Origin of the sequence: Blautia sp. MSJ-19 (assembly GCF_018918125.1) — a bacterium.
Classification (GTDB): Bacteria; Bacillota; Clostridia; order Lachnospirales; family Lachnospiraceae; genus Blautia_A.
In genome coordinates this window covers 166,969-187,482 of sequence record NZ_JAHLQA010000034.1, presented here as the reverse complement: position 1 = coordinate 187,482, position 20,514 = coordinate 166,969, and the positions used below count along the sequence as shown (strand labels likewise).

The following is a 20,514-nucleotide window of genomic DNA, read 5'->3' as shown; positions in this document are numbered from 1 at the left end:
AAGATTTCAGGTATCCGGAAGAACCGGTCAGAACCAGAAAGTATAGAGTATTTCCCGGATACAGTCCGGATATGTCTGTTTTTTTACAGTCTGTGCATAAAGAACCGACACACGCCCAAGTTCTTTGTGTCCATTGGAATATATGACTTCTCCGGCTTTATCTCCTTTTTTGACCGGAGCATCTGCACTTTGGGGAAGAATATACGATTTCTGTATTTCTGTAAGTGCTGTACCATCTGTACTCAGGTAACGAAAAGTTTTTTCGTATTTCAGAGAAACAGAAGAAATTTTTCCCTGACGGATCGGAATATCAGGAAGAGGATCTGGTTGTTCATCGGTATAGATGCTGCAGTGTGAAAAACCATAGTCCAGAAGCGTTGCAGCATCTTTTAGTCTGGCCTTATAGTCCGGAGCAGCCATGACTACGGAGATCAATGTAAGATTTTTTTGTTCTGCTACTGCTGAGAGACAGAAGCCGGCTTTACTGGTACTTCCTGTTTTCAGACCTTTGCAGCCAGGGTAAGTGCGAATCAGCCGATTGGTATTTGTCAGTCCAAATTCTTTGCTGCCCTGTCTGGTCACATGTGTGATATTTTCCATCCAGATAGAAGAATATTTAAAAATTTCCGGATAATTTATGATCAGTTCCCGACTCATGATAGCAATGTCCTGTGCAGTAGTATAGTGCTCATCGGAATCTGTCAGACCACAGCAATCTGTAAAATGGGTGTTTTTCATTCCAAGAGAAGCTGCTCTCTGATTCATTTGTGCTACAAATTCTGATTCACTTCCGGAAATGAATTCAGCCATGGCAACGCTGGCATCATTTCCAGAGGCAATCACAATGCATTTAATCAGTGTTTCCACAGTCTGAGTTTCCCCTTCCTCAAGAAACACCTGTGAACCACCCATGGACTTGGCATGTGCACTGGTCGTAACCGTATCATTCAATTGGATACTGCCATCATGAATTTTGTCAAAAATAAGAATTAAAGTCATGATTTTAGTTACACTGGCAGGGCTTCTGCGTGTATCTTTATCTTTGGCATAGAGAATCTGCCCACTTTCTGCTTCCATAAGTACACCACTTGGGGCAGAAATCTCCGGAGAAACAGCTTCTATCGGTTCTGCCAGTATGTTTGCCGTGTTCATATACAGAATAAAAAATGTGAGAATTATAGAAAGAAGACATCGGTTTTTGCTGTTCATAAAAACCTCAGAGGAACTGTTTGTTATTATTGTAAAAGAAAATAGTCTGAATTATGACTTAAAAAGAACACAGGACATCTCATTAACAAGTAAAAATGTCCTGTGTTTTATAAAAATCAGAGTAATGGGGCAAATAAACGGAGAATGCTCTGAAATCCTCGAATGATTACATTACGTTTTTTACAGAATTCGATGCTGATTGGATCGCAATAGTTGAGTGTTTCCTGAAAATCAGCAAGGATGTCCTGGATAACATTATTTTTGTAAAACCAGACACCATTTTCAAAATGAAGATACAGACTGCGATAGTCCAGATTGATGGTACCGACTACAGCAATCTCATCATCACAGACAAAAGATTTTGCATGCAGAAATCCAGGCTGATATTCATAGATTCGTACACCCGCTTCCAGAAGCTGTTCATAGTAAGATTGTGTCAGAAGAAAAACCATCTTTTTGTCGGGAATGCCTGGTGTCATGATCCGGACATCGACCCCACTTTTGGCGGCCAGACAAAGCGCTGTCATCATCTCATTGTCGATGATCAGGTATGGGGTACAGATATAAACATATTTTCGGGCACGATTAATAATGTTCAGATAAACATTTTCTCCAACAATCTCTCCGTCAAGAGGCGTATCACTGTATGGTTGTACAAATCCATCGCTTTCGAAAGGTTCTGGATGAAAACGGTGTGGAAGGTATGCCTCATGATCAATTGAATCTGTAGAGTTGGCGATTACATTCCACATATGCAGAAACATAACGGTCATATTCCAGACTGCTTCGCCTTTTAGCATAACAGCAGTATCTTTCCAATGTCCAAAACGACGTTTCTGGTTGATATATTCATCTGCCAGATTGATGCCACCGGTAAAACCTGTCTTTCCGTCAATCACGCATATTTTCCGATGATCGCGATTATTCTGTACGATATTCAGAAGTGGGCGAAAAGGATTAAATACCTGGCACTGAATTCCTTTTCCTTTTAAAAAGCGATCATAATGATACGGAAGAGTGGTCAGACAGCCAAAGCCGTCATAAATCAGACGGACATCAACGCCCTCGGAAGCCTTGCGCTCCAGAATATCCAAAATCGTACGCCACATGACCCCATCGTTGATAATAAAATATTCAATATAAATGTAGTGTTCTGCCTGTTCCAATTCCCGGACCAGAACAGGGAACATGTCATCTCCCACTTGAAAATACTCTGCAGTTGTATTTGTATGGACTGGAAAACTGGAATACTGATGGATATATCTGGACTGTACGGCAGCAGAAGGCGATTCTTCTTTTAAAGCTTCGGTTGTTTCTGGTACAGCTTTCATATAGGGCAGACTTTCTTCCTGAACCTGTGCGTATTTGTTCTGTATTTCCTGTGCAATTCTGGATTTGCCAAAAAGCAGATACAGAAGCACACCAAATACAGGAACTGTCATGATCAGGATTGTCCAGCCAAGTTTGTACGAAGGATTGATCTTTTTGTTTACGATCCAAAGGACAATCAAAACACTGAGAATTCCTATTATGTTGGAAAAATATTTTGAATATGCAGCAAGTCGCCAGGCAGTGATCAGAAGCCAGGCCATCTGAACAAGCAAAGCAATTGCAACATAGAAGATTCTGTTAAATAATAACTGTAGGATCTTTTTAAAGGTATGGACAATACGATGCATATAGATTTCCTTTAGTCATTGTTACAGCATTGTTAATTGAGTGACAATTTGCAAATTTTAAAAATCCCTGACGAACTTGTCGCCAGGGATTTTTTGCGCACAATTAATTATATTTACGTTTTCTTGCGGCTTCAGATTTTTTCTTACGACGAACGCTTGGTTTCTCGTAATGCTCTCTCTTGCGGATTTCCTGCTGGATACCTGCTTTTGCACAGCTTCTCTTGAATCTGCGAAGAGCGCTATCTAAAGTCTCGTTTTCTTTTACGATAACGTTTGACATAGACTCACACCTAACCTCCCTCCAGTTGTAGATTGTGCTAAAATACAACTGTCTGGGTATTTTTCTTGCACGACTGTTATTATATAACATAGTGATAACATTCGTCAACATCTTTTGGCTAAATTTAGAAAAAAATTATTTTTGACAAAAAATGCGCTTTTTAGTGAATCTGCTGTTCCAGGATTCCTGCTGCTGCTTTGACTGCTTCGTCCGCTTTTTCCGGATTCTTTCCGCCGGCCTGAGCCATGTTCGGACGGCCGCCGCCGCCACCGCCTACGATCGCTGCGACACCTTTGATAAGGTTACCTGCATGTGCTCCTGCTTTCTGTGCTGCATCTGTAGCCATGGCAAGGAGATTTACTTTGCCGCCGTTTACAGCGGCAAGGACAACAACGCCCTCTCCGATCTTTTCTTTGAGCTGGTCGCCAAGATCACGGAGTCCGTTCATGTCAACGCCCTCAACCTTGGCTGCAAGGAGTTTCACGCCTTTGACATCTACGATCTGATCCATGACATCACCGAGAGATCCCTGAGCCAGTTTGCTCTTGAGGGATTCGTTCTCGCTCTGGAGAGATTTGACTTCTGCCTGGAGATGTGTGATCTTCTCAGCAACTTCTGCCGGCTGTGCCTTGAGTGCTTTGGCAGCCTCATGAAGCATAGCTTCCTGTTTCTTATAATATTCAATAACACCGTTTCCTGTCAGTGCCTCGATACGACGTACACCTGCTGCGATACCGGCCTCGGATACGATCTTGAAGAGCATGATAGAGCTTGTGTTCTTAACGTGTGTACCACCGCAGAGTTCTTTGGAGAAGTCGCCCATGGATACGACACGTACCTTCTGGTCGTATTTCTCGCCGAACAGAGCCATTGCACCGGATTTCTTGGCTTCTTCGATATCCATGACATCTGTCACTACAGGAAGAGCTGCCTGGATCTCTTTGTTTACGAGAGCTTCTGCCTCTGCGATCTCTTCCGGTGTCATTGCCTGGAAGTGTGCGAAGTCGAAACGAAGTCTGTCAGGAGTTACCAGGGAACCTTTCTGTTCTACGTGAGAACCAAGGACAGTCTTGAGTGCTTTCTGGAGAAGATGTGTTGCACTGTGGTTCTTCTCTGTGTCACGGCGGGCCTGCTCATTGACTTTAAGAGTTACAGTCTCTCCTGTGGAAAGCATTCCGGATTCCATATGTCCGACATGACCGAATTTACCGCCACGAAGTTTGATGGTATCTTCTACTACAAATTTGCCATTTGCAGTCTCGATCACACCAGTATCACCTTCCTGTCCACCCATGGTAGCGTAGAATGGTGTTTCTTTTACAAATACAGTACCTTTCTGACCTTCCATCAGAGAAGTTGCGATTTCTTTTTCTGTTGTGAGAACTGTGATTTCGGAATCATATGTGAGGTGATCGTATCCTTCGAACTCTGTCGTTACGTTGACATCGATCTCATCATATACGGTAGCGTCAGCTCCCATGTAGTTGGTCACTTCACGTGCAGTACGTGCTTTGACTCTCTGCTCTTCCATTGCTTTCTGGAAGCCGTCTTCGTCGATTCCGTAACCCTTTTCCTCAAGGATCTCTTTGGTAAGGTCAAGCGGGAATCCGTAAGTATCGTACAGTTTGAATGCATTTTCTCCGGAAAGAGTTTTTACTCCGGCTGCTTTCATTTCTTCTTCCATGTCTGCAAGGATGCGGAGACCCTGGTCGATGGTCTTGTTGAACTGGTTCTCTTCGTTTGTCAGGACTTTGAAGATGAACTCTTTCTTTTCTTCCAGTTCCGGATATCCTGCTTTGGATCCGTTGATCACTTCTGCACTGAGCTTTGCAAGGAAAGTTCCCTTGATTCCCAGAAGACGTCCATGACGTGCTGCACGACGGATCAGACGACGGAGTACATATCCACGTCCTTCATTGGTCGGCATGATACCATCGGAGATCATAAATGTTGCAGAACGGATATGATCTGTGATCAGACGGATGGATACGTCATCCTGATAGTTCTTCTCATATTCCTTGCCTGCGATCTCGCATACCAGGTTACGAAGTGCACAGATGGTATCTACATCAAAGATAGAGTCAACATCCTGAACAACAACTGCCAGACGCTCAAGACCCATACCTGTATCGATGTTCTTCTGTTTCAGGGTTGTATAGTTTCCGTTTCCATCGTTCTCGAACTGAGTGAATACGTTGTTCCATACTTCCATGTAACGGTCGCAGTCGCAGCCTACGGTGCAACCAGGCTTGCCGCAGCCGTATTTCTCTCCACGGTCATAGTAGATCTCAGAACATGGACCGCAAGGACCTGCGCCGTGCTCCCAGAAGTTATCTTCTTTACCGAAACGGAAAATTCTGTCTGCCGGGATTCCGATTTCTTTATTCCAGATGTCGAATGCTTCATCATCATCCAGATATACTGACGGGTACAGTCTGTTTGCATCCAGACCAACGACTTCTGTCAGGAATTCCCAGGACCAGTGGATTGCTTCTGTCTTGAAGTAATCCCCAAAAGAGAAGTTACCAAGCATCTCAAAGAAGGTACCGTGACGTGCTGTCTTACCAACGTTTTCGATATCACCGGTACGGATACATTTCTGACATGTGGTGACTCTTGTTCTCGGCGGTTTCTCTGCGCCTGTAAAATATGGTTTCAGTGGAGCCATACCTGCGTTGATCAGCAGGAGGCTCTTGTCTCCCTGAGGTACCAGGGAGAAGCTTTTCATTGCGAGATGTCCTTTGCTCTCCATGAAATCAAGGAACATCTGACGAAGTTCGTTTACTCCGTATTTCTTCATGATTCTTTCCTCCTAAAAGTATTTATCAAAAAAATACTTATTATTTAGCATAAACTCTGTTGAATTTCTTTTTGCCTCGTTTGAGGACAACACCGTCACCTGCGAGTGCGTCTTTGGCAACTGTGTGTTTGATGTCTGTGATCTTTTCACCGTCGATGGAAACGCCGCCCTGCTCGATCGCACGACGTCCCTCAGAACGTGTCGGAACAAGACCTGCCTTGATCAGCATTGTGATAAGGTCGATGGTTCCCTCTTCTGTGAAATCTTCATCAGTCAGCTCTGTGCTTGGCATATGTGCAGTGTCTGCGCCGCCGGAGAACAGTGCTCTTGCACCTTCCTGAGCTTTCTTGGCTTCTTCTTCGCCGTGAACCAGGTTGGTCAGCTCGTATGCAAGGATCTCTTTGGCTTTGTTTAACTGGCTTCCTTCCCATTTGGCCATCTCGTCGATCTGTTCAAGCGGAAGGAAAGTAAGAAGACGCATACATTTGATAACGTCTGCATCGTCTACGTTTCTCCAGTACTGGTAGAAATCAAATGGAGATGTCTTGTTCGGATCAAGCCATACAGCACCGGACTGTGTCTTACCCATCTTCTTACCTTCTGAGTTCAGAAGAAGTGTGATGGTCATAGCGTATGCATCTTTGCCAAGTTTACGACGGATCAGTTCTGTACCGCCGAGCATGTTGCTCCACTGGTCATCACCGCCGAACTGCATATTGCAGCCGTATTTCTGGTATAACATATAGAAGTCATAGCTCTGCATGATCATGTAGTTGAATTCAAGGAAGCTAAGTCCTCTCTCCATACGCTGTTTGTAGCACTCTGCAGTAAGCATACGGTTTACTGAGAAATGAGCTCCTACATCACGAAGCAGATCTACATAGTTCAGATTCAGAAGCCAGTCAGCATTGTTGACCATCAGTGCCTTGCCATCGGAAAAGTCGATGAAGCGGGACATCTGTTTCTTGAAGCAGTCAATGTTGTGCTGGATGGTTTCTTTTGTCATCATCTGACGCATGTCAGTTCTTCCTGACGGGTCACCGATCATACCGGTACCGCCGCCGAGAAGTGCGATCGGACGGTTGCCTGCCATCTGGAGACGTTTCATCAGGCAGAGCGCCATGAAGTGTCCTACATGAAGGCTGTCTGCGGTAGGGTCAAATCCGATGTAGAAAGTAGCCTTACCGTTGTTTACCATTTCTTTGATCTCGTCTTCGTCTGTTACCTGGGCGATCAGGCCTCTGGCCTTAAGTTCTTCCCATACTGTCATAATAATTTCCTCCTGTTATGAGATGCAGAAAACTGCCAAGCAGTTTTCTTTACATGCTATGGTATAAAAAAGCCCGGTTCCTGTCCGCTTAGGACGAGAACCGGGTCCCGTGATACCACCTAAATTCGCAGGAAAATATTCCTACCTCATTAAGCACGATAACGAGCGCCAATTCGTCGCAGCCTACTATATTTGTTCGGTGCGAAGCTCCGGGATGTATTCACAAAAGTCGTGCACGTGCCTCTCACCAACCGGCAACTCTCTGTGTGTGTTTCTTCTGCTACTTCTTCCCATCAAAGCCGATATTATATACTTCTAAAAGTATACAAATTGAAAAAAAGTTTGTCAAGTATGTTTTATGGCACTTTAACAACTTAAAGTGCCATAAAAGTATTTCTATATTGAAAATAGTTTAAAAAAATGCTGTAAAAATTTTACTGAGCAGCAACATCTGCTTCAGAAAGTACAAATCCTTCACGGACCTTCTGCATTAAAGTCTTTGCCTTATCTACAGTAGTCTGGTCAGGTACCATAACGTAAGCTTTCTGACTCATAGAGTATGGTTTCTGTGAATCACCGGTACCATCTGCACTATAGGAAAGAACCTGCCAGCTGCCACCATCATCCAGCTGCTGTTTTACCAGAGAGGTAATTACATCATAAGGAACATTTGTCTCAAAACATCCGGACAGACTGTTTAAGAGTGACAGATAATTTTTAAGAAGATCCGGGGAAGTAATTTTGTTTAAAACGCCCTGAATAACAGCCATCTGGTTTCTTCCGCGCTGACGGTCACCTTCTGCGAAAGAATATCTTTCACGGCAGAACGCAAGTGCCTGCTCACCATTGACCTGATTGCTTCCTTTGTTGAAATGGAAACCTTCTACGTTTTTGGAAGTAAAATCATAATCAGAATCAATTGTAATTCCACCAAGTGCATCAATGATCTTGATAAATCCCGCAAAGTTCAGACGGAAATAATAATTGATATCAATGTCATACAGCATATCCAGTGTATCCATACATACGTTTACGCCATAAATACCTGCATGCGTAAGTTTATCCGGAACTCCATTGGAGATGGAAAGCGGAACATAATAATCACGCGGAGTGGAAATCATCAATACCTGCTTAGTCTGTGGATTAACCGTAAGAATAATGTTGACATCACTCAGGCTGGAAGATGTCATCGCTCCCCTTGTATCGATACCGCTGATATAAATTGTATAAACCTGATCAGTTACAGCAACATCCTTTGATGTATTTACAGTAGTATCTGTAGTAGTTGTTGTGTTGACTGGTGCAGGTGTGTTGCGTTCGATCAAAGTCTCCACCTGTTCAGAAGCAATCTGACGAATCTGGGAAGAGAAAGTGGAATAATTGTCCATCTGATCAAGCACATCCAGATAAGCACGGTTAAGCACAATTGCCTGACAATCTCCCTTCAGAAGTCCATCTGCAAGTTCGGTAAGGCTGTTGTATTCTTTAAGTGCGGCTTCAGAACCTGTCTCATAGGACATCTGCTGAAGCGCTGTGTCGGTATTGTTGCGGTCAAGATCTGAAAGGATACCAAAAGAATATCCTGAGGCATCCAGTAATGTCTGTGCTGCATCATCCTGTTTGACATAAACATTGATTTCAGTGATTTCTTTATTTACACCGGTAATATCATCCAATGTAGAAACTGTCTTGTAAATATAAAATCCGGCAATTCCAAGAATTGCAAGAATCACGATCATCAGAATGACTCCAATCCAGAAACGAATCTGTTTGCGAAATTTTCTGACGAGCAGATAAACTACAAGGAGCAGAACAAGCTGCACTGCAAATACGATAGCAACGTATTTCGCTGAAAGCAGATTTGTATATAGCAGCAATACAGTGAAAGCGATTTCTGCTACAAACAACAGTATAGTTAAAATGATTCCAGGCAGACGATCCTGTTTTTTGGTTATTCTCATTTTTTCACGTCCTATAATTTTATTTTTCAACAATAACAGTTAAAACCGCATTGTTGGAAATGTTGTTTTGTGAGTCAATTACATAGTAAGTGCATTTGTATGTACCCGGAATGGCTGAATTCACTTCACCGGTAATCTGGATCTTACGCCAAAGAGCATAAGGATCATCTACATCATCCGTGATATTATCTACATAAGATAAAAGATCCACAGAAGTTCCAACAGGAACTGTTACAAGATAATCTGTCAGGTAAATTTTAGGATTCTGAGCTGGCATTGCTGCCGCTTCTGCTTCCTGCTCTTCTTTCATTTGGGCGGCTTTATCCTCCTCCAGGGTCGGTGTCGGGGTTCCAGAAAGTACAGGTTCTGAAGACAATGCATCTACGTTGTCTGCTTCTGAAGAATCAGCAGACTCTTCTTCGTCCGTACGCTCTCCAAGGTTACTGCTGTTCAGAGCATTTTTAGAGGAGGCATCTACTTCCAACTGACGTTTTACCTTCGTAATATTGTTGGAATTGTCCTTTGCAGTATAAGTGATCACCACTTCAGAATCACTGACTTCGTATACGGATTCTACAGTCAGTGATGCAGAAACATCTCCATCACGATCATCTGTTGCAGTAATTCCTGTCAACAGCTCTGCATTATTCATATCGGCATTATAAGTTGTTGGTGCTGTATCTGAAAAGTTGATTTCAGGACCCTGACGATCTGCATTCATACGAAATGTAACAACTGCACCAGCCAGACCAACGCAAACAACAACCATAAAAGCTATCCATTTTTTTGACATAACGACATCGCTCCTTAGTTTGCTTTCTCCGGTTTATTGCCGTATTTTCCATAATATTTACCATAATACTTACCGTAATAGCCCTGTTTGCTCATATCTACTTTATTGAGAATGACTCCAAGAATCGGGCAGTTGCATTTTTCCAGCTGACCTTTAACATCCTGTGCAAAACGGTAACTGATTACACCGGATTCCAGAACAATAATGGAACCATCACATTCTTCTGCGATTACAGCACTGTCAATAACGCTTCCAAGTGGCGGTGTGTCAATGATGATATAATCATAGACTTTACGGATTGCAGTAAGAAATCTTTTAAAATACTGTCCACCCAGAAGTTCAGCAGGGTTTGGTGGAACTGTACCTGCATAAATGATATGAAATCTAGGAACATTTGTAGCGCAGATTACATTTTCAATTGTTTCCTGATGTGAAAGAAGATGGGACAATCCCTTAATCTCCTCTCCTTCTACTTCAGTACGACCTACCAGTACAGACTTACGAAGATCGGCATCAATAAAAAGAACTTTTTTTCCAGAATCAGCCAGAGACAATGCCAGATTCAGAGAAACGGTACTTTTTCCTTCGTTTGGAGTACAGCTTGTGATTGCAATGATTTTTTTGTCTTCACCACAGAACAGAAGGTTTGTACGTAAAGATTTATAGGACTCATCTGCACTGTAATCAAGTTTTTGACGATAAATATTTACTTCTTTCATGATTATTTTCTCCCTCTGACTCTTTTCTGTTTCTTTTTCTTTTTCTTACGTCCGGTTTCTGTCAGCGGAATAGTTCCCAGTACACTGAGGTTCAGATATTTCTCGACATCTTCCTGTGTTTTGACAGTATCGTTTGATACGTAAGCAATCAAAATGATTATAACAGATAAAAGAACTCCAAGAAGTCCGCCGATGATTCCGTTTTTGCTGAGACTCGGACTGGATTTCTGATCTGGAATATTAGCTGTTTCAACAACATTGACAGCATCAATATCCATAACGTTTTTAATATGGTTTGCAGCTACATCACGGATTGCATTTGCAATCTTGCATGCTTCGTACGGATCGGCATCACGTACTGTGATAGAAAGAATACGTGTATCTGTTGCAGAATCAACAGTCAGTTTCTTTAAAAGATCTTCATGCGTGAGTTCCAGTCCCAGCTGAGTGATCACACCCTCTGTAACGGTACGGCTTTTGATCAGCTCTGCATAATCTTTTGTCAGAGACAAACTTGTCTGCATATCCTGCTGGGTAAGAGTACTGTTGTCCTGTTTACTTAAGACGTACATCTTGGTAGTTGACTCATACTGCGGGGTGATGAACAGAATTGTTACGGCAATAAAAGCCAGACCGACGATCAGTCCGGATAAAATGATTGCCCAGAGTTTATTTAATAAAACCCGGAATAATTCTAATACATCAATCTCAATATCGGTATTGTCTTGTAAATTTTGCTGTTCCATTTTATCTTTCCTTCCTACGCTGTGCATCCACAAGTATTTTTTGAGGGTTTCTTACGAAAAGCTGATCTGCGTAAGACTCACCTTCTTTTTTTGCAACATAATCGTATGCCTCCCCTATACGGGAAATACGTTCTCTGGTTCCATGACAATCGGAACCGACGAAACTGACCAGATCAAGTTTCATAAGTTTTTTACAGTACCTTTTGGTACCAAATCCATCTTTTCCGATGATGCTGTCTGCATTAATCTGCATAAAAGCTCCCAGATCCACAAGTTCTTCCACAAGCCCCAAATCTTTGCGCAGGCATTCATAACGCTCAATATGTGCAACGATCGGTTTGTAGCCATGAGAAAGTAAGGAATATAAACGTTCTCGAATATAACTGGACTTTGTACTTCCGGAAAATTCGGTAAGAACATAGCGGGAACCTGCCATAGTATGAACTTCTCCACTGCGAAGCATCGGTACCATCTCCTGATTACTGTGAAATTCACATCCCAGGTATACATGCAGGTCCGGGCTGACTTTCCGGGCCAGTTGTCTCAGTACATGAAACTGACGATCTACTGTTTCAATCGGGGTTTCAAACATCTGTAATCTGAAATGAGGGGTTGCGATAATATTTCGAACACCCTGTTTGTATTCCATTTGAAGCATTTTGAATGCTTCTTCTACACTTGAAGCTCCATCATCCACCGAAGGAACAATGTGACAATGTATGTCAAACAGTCCCTTATCAGGCATATTCTATCCTCTCCTTTAACCCTGATTTTGCTCAATCCAAGCAATGTTAACATTTGGATTATAGCTCAATCGGCACTTATTTTCAACTATATTTTGAATAATTACTTATTTAGTCTTTTTTCAATCTGAAATATTGAAATAAGCGATATAAAAATATTTAGAAAGTACTCTGTCACATAAGTATGTCACATCGGACAGGTATCTGCCATAATATGAAGTGTGAACAAAATCTGGAGGCTTTATTATGAGTGATTTGGCTGCTACAAACTGCGGATGTGGAAATGAAGGATGTGGATGCAGCAACAACTGTGGCTGTGGATGCGGCAATGGAACCAGTCTTTTTGGAGATAATTCCTGCAGTTGTATTCTCTGGATCATCTGTCTGATGTGTCTGTGTGGAAACAATGGATGTGGAAATGGCTGTGGATGTGGCAATAATGGCGACTCCTGCTGGATCATCATCGTACTGCTTCTGCTCTGTGGCGGATGCGGAAACAACGGCTGTGGATGTTGATATGCAGTCGAAGGCAGAGGTTATTTCCTCTGCCTTTTTTGCCGGGAATCGGATCCGGAGAGTTCTTTTTCTCTGTTTTGATTCGGACAGGATCCTTTTTGTTTTTTTATACACTCCAGATCCAGTTCATAAAATGCATTTCCATCTATGATAAGTTTATGCTTTTCTGAATTCATAAGAAATCTCCTTTACAAATATAAAGATACTATATCATATGTCAAAGGAAACAGACGCGTCATAAAATAGTTATCGAAAGCATAAAGTAATCCGAAAGGAGTTGGCAGGATGGAACAGGAAAACATCTCTCAGACAATGCTCGATCAACTGGTTGGCAGTGAGCAGGGGCAGATGCTTAAGGCGCTTGTCCCGTATCTTTCCATGCAGGGACAGCAGATCCTTGCAGCTTATGTAAAAACCCAGGAACTGCGTAATACTGTACAGCTTTTTTCAAGACCCCGTAAAGAAATACAAATATGCAGTATTTCGCCAACGGATCCGGCTGAGATGTTAGAAAATATAAAAAAATTCAGCTATGGCAGGAGCAGGCAACGATTGGATCAGATTACCAATGCACTGGTAATGCTCCAAATGCTGCAGACGATCCACGAAGAAAATCAGGAGGGAATATGAACGAAGACTGGAAAGAAGATCCGAAACTTAGGAATATAGAGAAAGAAAAGCTGGAGATGCTTCAGAATCTCGCGGAAAAGGGAAACGGAAAAAATGCTTCAGACATGCTTCCCTTTCTCATGAACGCGGCTGCATCAGGAAGAAAAAACGGACTGAATTTTTCGCAAAAAGAAATTTCGGCAGTCCTTGAAGTTATGAAAGCCGGAAAATCCTCACAGGAAGCAGCCAAAATTGACCGGATTGTCAATCTTATGAAAATGATTCGATAAAAAATCCCCCTGAGGCAGTAGTTACACTGTCCTGAGGGGGATTTTAATTTTTTTAACAAAATCATTCCTGCATAGAAAGAACGGATCTGTTCTGCCAGATGTAAGTGATCAGTGAAATGATCGTCAGTGCAAGGGAAAGCCAGATAAAAATCTGCTCCAATGTAACAAAAATACCATCAAAATGAAGAATCAAAAGAATGATCATGATCATCTGTGATACAGTTTTGAATTTTCCCCAGTAATTTGCAGCGATCACAATGCCGTTTTCGGCTGCAATCAGCCTGAATCCACTGATAATGAATTCACGTGCAATGATAATGATTACAAACCATGCCGGAAGCCGGTTGAGTTCGATCATGCAGATCATTGCAGAGCAGACCAGAAGTTTGTCGGCAAGAGGATCCATAAATTTACCAAAATTTGTAACCAGGTTATTTTTTCGGGCAAGATACCCATCAAACCAGTCAGTCACACTCGCAACAATAAACAGAGCCAGTGAAATGTAGCGGTTTGCATCTCCACCCCATCCACTCAGAAGAAAAATTACAAGAAATGGTACAATGATCATTCTCGCTACAGTAAGTTTATTCGGTGTATTCATCTGCCAACTCTCCTATCAAATCGTATTCCAGGGCACCGGTTACACGGACTTTTGCAAAATCGCCGGTAACAAGCAGCTCACCAGTCTGAACAAACATATATCCATCTACTTTTGGAGCATCTCCATAAGTACGACCGATATATGCACTTTCTCCGGAGACTTTTCCCTCAATCATGACAAGCAGTTCCTGACCTATCCGGCCATTTCCTTTTTCCAGGGAAATCTCCTGTTGAAGCTCCATGATCTCATCACGACGTTTTTCTTTGAGGTCTTCCGGAACCTGCCCTTCCATTGTTTCAGCAGGTGTACCTTCTTCCGGTGAATAGGTAAAGACACCGAGACGGTCAAATTCCATTTCATCTACAAACTCCATAAGTTCCTGATGATCCTCTTCTGTCTCTCCGGGGAAACCGGTAATCAGAGATGTGCGGAGAACAATATCAGGAATCTCTCTGCGTAATTTTGTAATAATCTCTATGAGCTGCGCTTTGGATGTCCTGCGTCCCATACGTCTAAGAATGTGATCACTTGCATGTTGAATAGGAAGATCCAGATAATGGCAGATCTTTTTTTCTTCTTTCATGACCTGGATCAGTTCGTCATAAATTTCCTCCGGGTAACAGTAAAGCACACGAATCCAACGAATGCCCCTGATCTGACAAAGCTTCCTGAGAAGGATGTGCAGAGTTTTCTTTCCGTAAAGATCAGTACCGTAAACAGTGGTTTCCTGAGCTACAAGAATCAGTTCTTTGACACCCTGGGAGGCCATATATTCAGCCTGTTTCAGAAGACGTTCTTCTGGAACGCTGCGGAATTTACCACGCAGAGAAGGGATGATACAATAGGTACAGTGTTTGTCACAGCCCTCTGCGATCTTAAGATAGCCAAAATGTCCACCTGTAGTGATGACTCTGCGTCCGGAATCTTCCGGAAGCTCGTTAATATCACGGAATTCCTGAAAAACATTTCCCGCCTGTGCTTCGTTTAAAGCTTTGACGATATCTCCATAAGAAGTAGTACCAAGAACAGCATCCACCTCAGGAATTTCCTGCGTAATTTCTTCTTTGTAACGCTGTGCCATGCAGCCGGTTACGATCAGAACCTTGCAGGTGCCGGATTTCTTGTACTCGGCCATTTCGAGGATTGTATTAACACTCTCCTCCTTGGCATCGTGAATAAAGCAGCATGTATTGATAACAATTGCGTCTGCTTCTTCCTCGGAATCTACGATCTCATGTCCGTTCCCTGTGAGAAGACCAAGCATTTCTTCAGAATCGGCAAGATTTTTGTCGCAGCCAAGTGATATAAATAATATTTTCATAAAATCTCCTGATAGACATAATCAGAAGACAAATGCCTTCTGATCATGGTAGTTTACTGATTGTTTTCGGTTGTTTCTTCAACACTTTCGCCTGTCTCTTCAGCAACCGGCTGAACTTCTGCTGTTTTTTCTTCTTCTGCAGAAGAAGCTGCTACGATCTTTACCTCGCCCTTGTAAAGCTCGTCAATTGCTACAGAAAGTGGTTTTTTTCCTGCTGCACCCGGTACCAGTGGTTCTGCACCTGCGATCAGCTGTCTTGCTCTTTTACTGGTTGCAAGTACCAGCGAGTAACGGCTGTTCAGCATCATTGTGTTGTCGTCTTCCTCTACATTGTTGTTGATTGCCTGAATAAGTTCAGAATATGACGGATGTATCATACTATTTATCTCCTTTCATAAAGTCCCGGCATCTTCCAGGATCGTATTAATAAATTCTTTATTGCGCTGCGCACGGCAGTGTTCGCTTAAAATAATATTGTGGAGCTGATCCACACATTCTTCCAGCTGGTCATTGATCAGAATATAATCATAAAGATTGATGCCCTTAGCTTCTTCAGAAGCACGTTTCAGGCGTGATTCAATTACTTCGGCAGTTTCTGTGCCTCGTCCGATCAGACGATTCCGAAGAGTTTCAATTGTTGGCGGGGTAATAAACACCAGAACAGCCTCCGGAATCTTTTCTTTGATTTTCATGGCACCCTGGATCTCAATCTCAAGAATGACATTTTTGCCCTGTGAAAGCATGTCTTCAACATAGAAACGAGGTGTTCCATAATAATTACCGACATATTCTGCATGTTCCAGGAGCTGATCTTTCCGGATCATCTCTTCTACTTCTTCTCTGCTTCTGAAAAAATATTCGATACCGTCTCGTTCTCCTTCGCGTGGCTGTCTTGTTGTCACGGAGATAGAAAGAGCATAATTATCATATTTTTCCATAAGCCGTTTCATGACGGTTCCTTTTCCGGCTCCTGAAAAACCGGAAACTACAGTTAAAATACCTTTACTCATGTTCCTCTTCCTTTTCTTCATAATGATAGGCTTCTGCGAAACGTTTGGAGATTGTTTCTGGCTGAAGCGCAGATAAAACAAGATAATCATCAGAGGTTACAATAACTGCCTTGGTCTTTCTGCCTTGTGTGGCATCGATCAGGGAGCGTGTTCCCTTGATATTCTGGACCATACGCTTGACTGGTGCCGCGTCCGGACTGACTACTGCAACGATTTTACTGGAATTTACTACATTTCCAAATCCAATATTGATTAATTTAGCCAAAGCTGCCTCCGTTATTCGATGTTCTGAATCTGTTCACGTATCTTTTCGATTTCTGTTTTGAGATCGATCGCAATATTTGAAACTTCCAGATCACTGGATTTTGAAAGAATGGTATTGGCCTCACGATTCATTTCCTGTGCCATGAAATCCATTTTTCGCCCTACTCCTTCTTTTTCCTGAAGGATTTTCTGCATTCCGTGGATATGGCTGTGCAGGCGAACCGTTTCTTCATCATTACAGATTTTGTCGGAAAACAATACGACCTCTGCAGCGATACGGTTATCGTCGATCTGTGAATCTTCAAGGAGTTCATGGACTTTTTGTTCCAGTTTTGTCCGATATGCCTGAACTACCTGAGGAGAACGTGTTTCTACTCTGGAAACCATTTCATCAAGAGCAGTAAGTTTGGAAAGAAGATCTTCTTTGAGATGCTGTCCCTCTCTGGTACGTGCTTCTACAAATCTGGTACATGCTTCTTTTAATGGTTCGGAAAGCAGTTCCCACAGTTTTTCTTCATCGACAGATTGTTCTTCCATAGTTAATACTTCCGGATATCTGGATAATGTTGTTACGCGAACATCATTTTCAAGCTGAAACTCTTCTGCCATCTGCTTCAGATAGTGAAGATACTCCGCCGCCAGATCTTTGTTGTATTTCAGTGTATAATCACTGGATGTATAGTCTTCATATGTAATAAAGACATCAACCTTTCCACGCTGCATATACTGCTTCATCAGATTCCGGACCTGTCCCTCCAGCATATTGAAACGACGTGGCATTTTGATGTTCAGATCCAGATATCGATGATTAACGGATTTCATTTCTACAGTAATCTTGCACTGGCTGGTTACTTTTTCTGCATGGCCAAAGCCTGTCATACTTTTTATCATAAGTTCTCTCACTTTGCAAGTCTCATTTTCTACATACAGATTTATTATAGTGCATTATAAAAAGGTAGTCAATTTGTTTTTTTCAGAAATATTTTAGAAACACATAGAGTCGTCCGTTGACATTTCTGTACCGGTCGCGTTACAATGGCTTCGGATGAAATACAATGGGGAGGAAATCATTATAATATGAAAGAAAAAATAAAACATTTTTCACTACTGACAGCAAGTACACTGATCATGGCAGTAGGTACATACTTTTTTAAGTTTACCAACAATTTTACGTTTGGAGGAATTACAGGTCTTGCGGTTCTGGTTGCAGATAAAACCTCTATTTCTGCCAGTGATTTTTCGTTTATTGTAAATATGTTACTGCTCGTACTCGGATTTGTTGTACTCGGAAAGAAGTTTGCTGCAAAGACAGCGTACTGCAGTATTCTTCTGTCGGTTGCACTTTCTACACTGGAACGTGTCTGTCCAATGGATCATCCGCTGACAGATCAGACGATGTTGGAACTTTGCTTCGCGATTGCACTTCCGGCACTTGGTTCTGCAATTTTGTTTAACATCGGTTCTTCCAGCGGCGGTACGGATATTATTGCGATGATTTTAAAGAAATACAGTAGTTTTGATATTGGCAAGGCACTTCTTGTAACGGATATCATGATCACGATCGCAGGTTGTTTTGTATTTGATATCAAAACAGGGCTGTACTCTTTCCTTGGTCTGACGATCCGGTCGTTTATGATCGATAACTTTATCGAGAGTTTTAATCTTTCAAAATATTTCAATGTAGTCTGCGATGAACCGGAACCCATCTGTGATTTTCTGGTTCATGAGCTTAACCGAAGTGCAACGATTGTTCATGCACAGGGGGCTTTTTCCGGTAAAGACAAGTATATTGTATTTACTGTTCTGAATCGTCCGCAGGCTGTACGATTGCGTAACTATATCAAAGAAAACCAGCCGAGTGCTTTTATGCTGATTTCCAACACGAGTGAGATTATCGGAAAAGGTTTTCACAGTGTTTAATTTTGAATTAGAGGAGAAAATGAATGGCATTTGATGGTATTACCATTGCTGCAATGGTACAGGAATTACATAAAAATCTTGACAATGGTCGATTTAATAAGATTGCTCAGCCAGAGTCTGATGCATTGATGATCACAGGAAAAGGGATGAATGGGCAATGTCGCTTATTTGTATCGGCAAGTCCTTCGCTTCCGCTGATCTACTTTACCGGAAAAAACAAGCCAAGCCCGTTGACAGCTCCAAATTTCTGCATGCTTCTTCGCAAGCATCTTGGAAGTGCAAGGATTGGAAGCATTTCCCAGCCGGGTCTGGAACGTGTTGTCGAATTTGAACTGGAGCATCTGAACGAACTTGGAGACCCGTGCAAAAAATATCTTATTGTAGAGTTGATGGGAAAATACAGCAACATTATTTTCTGTGACGAAAATCGCATGATCCTGGACAGTATTAAACATGTTTCTTCTCATATGAGTTCTGTTCGCGAAGTCCTGCCGGGAAGGGATTATTTCCTGCCACAGACACAGGAAAAATATGATCCTCTGACTATTACAGAAGAAGAGTTCCGTACTACTGTATGCCAAAAACCATGTAATATTGCAAAGGCAATTTATACAACACTGACCGGAATCAGCCCGCTCATTGCGGAAGAAATCTGCTATCGTGCTTCTATTGACGGAAGTGATGCCGCACAGTCTCTGGATGAGAATGCATCTATACATTTGTATCATACGTTTAAACGTCTGATCGAGCAGGTTCAGGAAGGAGATTTTACTCCGAACATCATTTATCGTGATGAGGAGCCTGTTGAATATGCAGTTCTTCCGCTTACACAATATGGACCTGAATACCACAGTGTGACTTTTTCATCTGTATCTGAAATGCTGGAAACGTATTACGCGTCCAAAGAAATCCTGACCAGAATTCGTCAGAAATCATCAGATCTTCGAAGAGTTGTACAGACAGCACTGGAGAGAAACCGCAAGAAACTGTCGCTTCAGCAGAAACAGATGAAAGATACTGCCAAAAAGGATAAATACAAAGTGTATGGTGAACTGATCAATACATATGGTTATGGTCTGGAGGAAGGATGTAAGTCTTTCAAAGCATTGAATTATTATACAAATGAAGAAATCACGATTCCCTTAGATCCGACAATGACTCCAGGTGAGAATTCCAAGAAATATTTTGACCGTTACGGAAAACTGAAGCGAACAGAGGAAGCTTTGACAGAACAGATCGCGGATACTGAATCAGAAATTGAACATCTTGAATCTATTTCCAATGCACTGGATATTGCCCGGGCAGAAAGTGATCTGAGCCAGATCAAAGAAGAACTGACAGAATATGGTTATATCAAAAAGCACTACTCTAATAAGAAAGGTCAGAAAGCACAGGCAAAATCAAAACCGTTCCATTATATTTCCAGTGACGGATTTGATATTTATGTCGGAAAGAACAATTTCCAGAATGATGAGCTGACATTTAAAATGGCAACCGGCAACGACTGGTGGTTTCATGCAAAAAAAATGGCAGGCTCTCATGTAGTAGTTAAAACACCGGATGGAGAACTTCCGGACCGTACTTTTGAGGAAGCCGGTCGCCTTGCAGCTTACTATTCCAAAGGCCGAACTGCTCCAAAGGTAGAAATTGATTATATTCAGAAAAAACACGTCAAGAAACCAGGCGGTGCAAAACCGGGATTTGTAGTTTATTATACGAACTACTCTCTCATGGCTGCTCCGGATATCACAGACATTAAAGAAGCCCCCCAGTCTTAACAAAC

At 42.2% G+C, this 20,514-nt stretch carries 22 protein-coding genes and 1 other annotated feature; of the genes, 5 read left to right on the top strand and 17 right to left on the bottom strand.

What is annotated here, in order from left to right; all coding sequences use genetic code 11:
- Positions 1-27: 27 nt before the first annotated feature.
- The 10 genes from KQI91_RS11940 to KQI91_RS11895 all read right to left on the bottom strand — a co-directional run bounded on the left by KQI91_RS11940 (position 28) and on the right by KQI91_RS11895 (position 12,202).
- Positions 28-1,152: a D-alanyl-D-alanine carboxypeptidase family protein gene (locus KQI91_RS11940; RefSeq protein ID WP_253288571.1), complete on the bottom strand. Its 1,125-nt coding sequence runs from the start codon at positions 1,150-1,152 to the stop codon at positions 28-30.
- A 173-nt stretch (positions 1,153-1,325) separates the two neighbouring features.
- Positions 1,326-2,888 (bottom strand): cardiolipin synthase, encoded by a 1,563-nt coding sequence (gene cls, locus KQI91_RS11935; protein ID WP_216393001.1) that lies wholly within the window; start codon positions 2,886-2,888, stop codon positions 1,326-1,328.
- 103 nt (positions 2,889-2,991) lie between these two features.
- Entirely contained in the window at positions 2,992-3,168 is a 177-nt protein-coding gene (gene rpsU / locus KQI91_RS11930) for a 30S ribosomal protein S21 (RefSeq protein ID WP_004222305.1), read from the bottom strand.
- A gap of 160 nt (positions 3,169-3,328) precedes the next feature.
- The gene (alaS, locus tag KQI91_RS11925; protein WP_216393000.1) at positions 3,329-5,968 is read right to left on the bottom strand and encodes an alanine--tRNA ligase; all 2,640 of its coding nucleotides are present in this window, start codon (positions 5,966-5,968) and stop codon (positions 3,329-3,331) included.
- Positions 5,969-6,008: 40 nt separating this feature from the next.
- Positions 6,009-7,238 (bottom strand): tyrosine--tRNA ligase, encoded by a 1,230-nt coding sequence (gene tyrS, locus KQI91_RS11920; protein WP_216392999.1) that lies wholly within the window; start codon positions 7,236-7,238, stop codon positions 6,009-6,011.
- 86 nt (positions 7,239-7,324) lie between these two features.
- Positions 7,325-7,544, bottom strand: a binding site (T-box leader).
- 128 nt (positions 7,545-7,672) lie between these two features.
- Positions 7,673-9,199, bottom strand: coding sequence for an LCP family protein (locus tag KQI91_RS11915; RefSeq protein ID WP_216392998.1), 1,527 nt, complete (start codon positions 9,197-9,199; stop codon positions 7,673-7,675).
- A gap of 19 nt (positions 9,200-9,218) precedes the next feature.
- The gene (locus KQI91_RS11910) at positions 9,219-9,992 is read right to left on the bottom strand and encodes an immunoglobulin-like domain-containing protein (RefSeq protein WP_216392997.1); all 774 of its coding nucleotides are present in this window, start codon (positions 9,990-9,992) and stop codon (positions 9,219-9,221) included.
- Positions 9,993-10,006: 14 nt separating this feature from the next.
- The gene (locus tag KQI91_RS11905; protein WP_216392996.1) at positions 10,007-10,711 is read right to left on the bottom strand and encodes a polysaccharide biosynthesis tyrosine autokinase; all 705 of its coding nucleotides are present in this window, start codon (positions 10,709-10,711) and stop codon (positions 10,007-10,009) included.
- Between the two features lie 2 nt (positions 10,712-10,713).
- The gene (locus KQI91_RS11900; protein ID WP_216392995.1) at positions 10,714-11,457 is read right to left on the bottom strand and encodes a YveK family protein; all 744 of its coding nucleotides are present in this window, start codon (positions 11,455-11,457) and stop codon (positions 10,714-10,716) included.
- A gap of 1 nt (position 11,458) precedes the next feature.
- Positions 11,459-12,202, bottom strand: coding sequence for a CpsB/CapC family capsule biosynthesis tyrosine phosphatase (locus KQI91_RS11895; RefSeq protein WP_216392994.1), 744 nt, complete (start codon positions 12,200-12,202; stop codon positions 11,459-11,461).
- 244 nt (positions 12,203-12,446) lie between these two features.
- Between KQI91_RS11895 and KQI91_RS11890 the strand changes: the two genes are divergently transcribed.
- A complete protein-coding gene (locus KQI91_RS11890; RefSeq protein ID WP_216392993.1) occupies positions 12,447-12,716 on the top strand; it encodes a hypothetical protein in 270 nt (89 codons plus the stop codon).
- Between the two features lie 20 nt (positions 12,717-12,736).
- Here KQI91_RS11890 and KQI91_RS11885 read toward each other — a convergent pair whose 3' ends face one another.
- Positions 12,737-12,892, bottom strand: coding sequence for a hypothetical protein (locus KQI91_RS11885; protein WP_216392992.1), 156 nt, complete (start codon positions 12,890-12,892; stop codon positions 12,737-12,739).
- Between the two features lie 109 nt (positions 12,893-13,001).
- On the opposite strand from KQI91_RS11885, the gene KQI91_RS11880 reads away from it, so the two are divergent.
- Both KQI91_RS11880 and KQI91_RS11875 read left to right on the top strand, forming a co-directional pair.
- The gene (locus tag KQI91_RS11880; RefSeq protein ID WP_216392991.1) at positions 13,002-13,346 is read left to right on the top strand and encodes a hypothetical protein; all 345 of its coding nucleotides are present in this window, start codon (positions 13,002-13,004) and stop codon (positions 13,344-13,346) included.
- A complete protein-coding gene (locus KQI91_RS11875) occupies positions 13,343-13,615 on the top strand; it encodes a hypothetical protein (protein WP_216392990.1) in 273 nt (90 codons plus the stop codon). Before KQI91_RS11880 ends, KQI91_RS11875 begins: the two co-directional genes overlap by 4 nt.
- A 61-nt stretch (positions 13,616-13,676) precedes the next feature.
- Here KQI91_RS11875 and pgsA read toward each other — a convergent pair whose 3' ends face one another.
- The 6 genes from pgsA to KQI91_RS11845 are packed head-to-tail and all read right to left on the bottom strand — an operon-like array spanning position 13,677 to position 17,702.
- A complete protein-coding gene (gene pgsA, locus KQI91_RS11870; protein ID WP_216392989.1) occupies positions 13,677-14,216 on the bottom strand; it encodes a CDP-diacylglycerol--glycerol-3-phosphate 3-phosphatidyltransferase in 540 nt (179 codons plus the stop codon).
- Positions 14,200-15,537, bottom strand: coding sequence for a 30S ribosomal protein S12 methylthiotransferase RimO (gene rimO, locus KQI91_RS11865; protein WP_216392988.1), 1,338 nt, complete (start codon positions 15,535-15,537; stop codon positions 14,200-14,202). The genes pgsA and rimO overlap by 17 nt, the downstream gene beginning before the upstream one ends.
- 53 nt (positions 15,538-15,590) lie before the next feature.
- Complete coding sequence (gene rpoZ, locus KQI91_RS11860; protein ID WP_216392987.1) at positions 15,591-15,914, bottom strand: DNA-directed RNA polymerase subunit omega; 324 nt, start codon at positions 15,912-15,914, stop codon at positions 15,591-15,593.
- 15 nt (positions 15,915-15,929) lie between these two features.
- Positions 15,930-16,547 (bottom strand): guanylate kinase, encoded by a 618-nt coding sequence (gmk, locus tag KQI91_RS11855; protein WP_216392986.1) that lies wholly within the window; start codon positions 16,545-16,547, stop codon positions 15,930-15,932.
- Positions 16,540-16,812: a DUF370 domain-containing protein gene (locus KQI91_RS11850; RefSeq protein ID WP_216392985.1), complete on the bottom strand. Its 273-nt coding sequence runs from the start codon at positions 16,810-16,812 to the stop codon at positions 16,540-16,542. Before KQI91_RS11850 ends, gmk begins: the two co-directional genes overlap by 8 nt.
- A gap of 11 nt (positions 16,813-16,823) precedes the next feature.
- Positions 16,824-17,702 carry a YicC/YloC family endoribonuclease gene (locus KQI91_RS11845; protein ID WP_216392984.1) on the bottom strand — a complete coding sequence of 293 codons (879 nt, stop codon included), beginning with the start codon at positions 17,700-17,702 and terminating at the stop codon, positions 16,824-16,826.
- Positions 17,703-17,888: 186 nt separating this feature from the next.
- Here KQI91_RS11845 and KQI91_RS11840 point away from each other — a divergent pair, with 186 nt between their 5' ends.
- Together KQI91_RS11840 and KQI91_RS11835 are read left to right on the top strand one after the other, a co-directional pair.
- Positions 17,889-18,731: a YitT family protein gene (locus KQI91_RS11840; protein WP_216392983.1), complete on the top strand. Its 843-nt coding sequence runs from the start codon at positions 17,889-17,891 to the stop codon at positions 18,729-18,731.
- A 23-nt stretch (positions 18,732-18,754) separates the two neighbouring features.
- A complete protein-coding gene (locus KQI91_RS11835) occupies positions 18,755-20,509 on the top strand; it encodes an Rqc2 family fibronectin-binding protein (RefSeq protein WP_216392982.1) in 1,755 nt (584 codons plus the stop codon).
- Positions 20,510-20,514: the final 5 nt, after the last annotated feature.

Bases quoted from the DNA above. Each gene is read 5' to 3' on its own strand.
- KQI91_RS11940 (WP_253288571.1), bottom strand. From the start codon at position 1,152: ATGAACACGGCAAACATACTGGCAGAACCGATAGAAGCTGTTTCTCCG.
- cls (WP_216393001.1), bottom strand. From the start codon at position 2,888: ATGCATCGTATTGTCCATACCTTTAAAAAGATCCTACAGTTATTATTT.
- rpsU (WP_004222305.1), bottom strand. From the start codon at position 3,168: ATGTCAAACGTTATCGTAAAAGAAAACGAGACTTTAGATAGCGCTCTT.
- alaS (WP_216393000.1), bottom strand. From the start codon at position 5,968: ATGAAGAAATACGGAGTAAACGAACTTCGTCAGATGTTCCTTGATTTC.
- tyrS (WP_216392999.1), bottom strand. From the start codon at position 7,238: ATGACAGTATGGGAAGAACTTAAGGCCAGAGGCCTGATCGCCCAGGTA.
- KQI91_RS11915 (WP_216392998.1), bottom strand. From the start codon at position 9,199: ATGAGAATAACCAAAAAACAGGATCGTCTGCCTGGAATCATTTTAACT.
- KQI91_RS11910 (WP_216392997.1), bottom strand. From the start codon at position 9,992: ATGTCAAAAAAATGGATAGCTTTTATGGTTGTTGTTTGCGTTGGTCTG.
- KQI91_RS11905 (WP_216392996.1), bottom strand. From the start codon at position 10,711: ATGAAAGAAGTAAATATTTATCGTCAAAAACTTGATTACAGTGCAGAT.
- KQI91_RS11900 (WP_216392995.1), bottom strand. From the start codon at position 11,457: ATGGAACAGCAAAATTTACAAGACAATACCGATATTGAGATTGATGTA.
- KQI91_RS11895 (WP_216392994.1), bottom strand. From the start codon at position 12,202: ATGCCTGATAAGGGACTGTTTGACATACATTGTCACATTGTTCCTTCG.
- KQI91_RS11890 (WP_216392993.1), top strand. From the start codon at position 12,447: ATGAGTGATTTGGCTGCTACAAACTGCGGATGTGGAAATGAAGGATGT.
- KQI91_RS11885 (WP_216392992.1), bottom strand. From the start codon at position 12,892: ATGAATTCAGAAAAGCATAAACTTATCATAGATGGAAATGCATTTTAT.
- KQI91_RS11880 (WP_216392991.1), top strand. From the start codon at position 13,002: ATGGAACAGGAAAACATCTCTCAGACAATGCTCGATCAACTGGTTGGC.
- KQI91_RS11875 (WP_216392990.1), top strand. From the start codon at position 13,343: ATGAACGAAGACTGGAAAGAAGATCCGAAACTTAGGAATATAGAGAAA.
- pgsA (WP_216392989.1), bottom strand. From the start codon at position 14,216: ATGAATACACCGAATAAACTTACTGTAGCGAGAATGATCATTGTACCA.
- rimO (WP_216392988.1), bottom strand. From the start codon at position 15,537: ATGAAAATATTATTTATATCACTTGGCTGCGACAAAAATCTTGCCGAT.
- rpoZ (WP_216392987.1), bottom strand. From the start codon at position 15,914: ATGATACATCCGTCATATTCTGAACTTATTCAGGCAATCAACAACAAT.
- gmk (WP_216392986.1), bottom strand. From the start codon at position 16,547: ATGAGTAAAGGTATTTTAACTGTAGTTTCCGGTTTTTCAGGAGCCGGA.
- KQI91_RS11845 (WP_216392984.1), bottom strand. From the start codon at position 17,702: ATGATAAAAAGTATGACAGGCTTTGGCCATGCAGAAAAAGTAACCAGC.
- KQI91_RS11840 (WP_216392983.1), top strand. From the start codon at position 17,889: ATGAAAGAAAAAATAAAACATTTTTCACTACTGACAGCAAGTACACTG.
- KQI91_RS11835 (WP_216392982.1), top strand. From the start codon at position 18,755: ATGGCATTTGATGGTATTACCATTGCTGCAATGGTACAGGAATTACAT.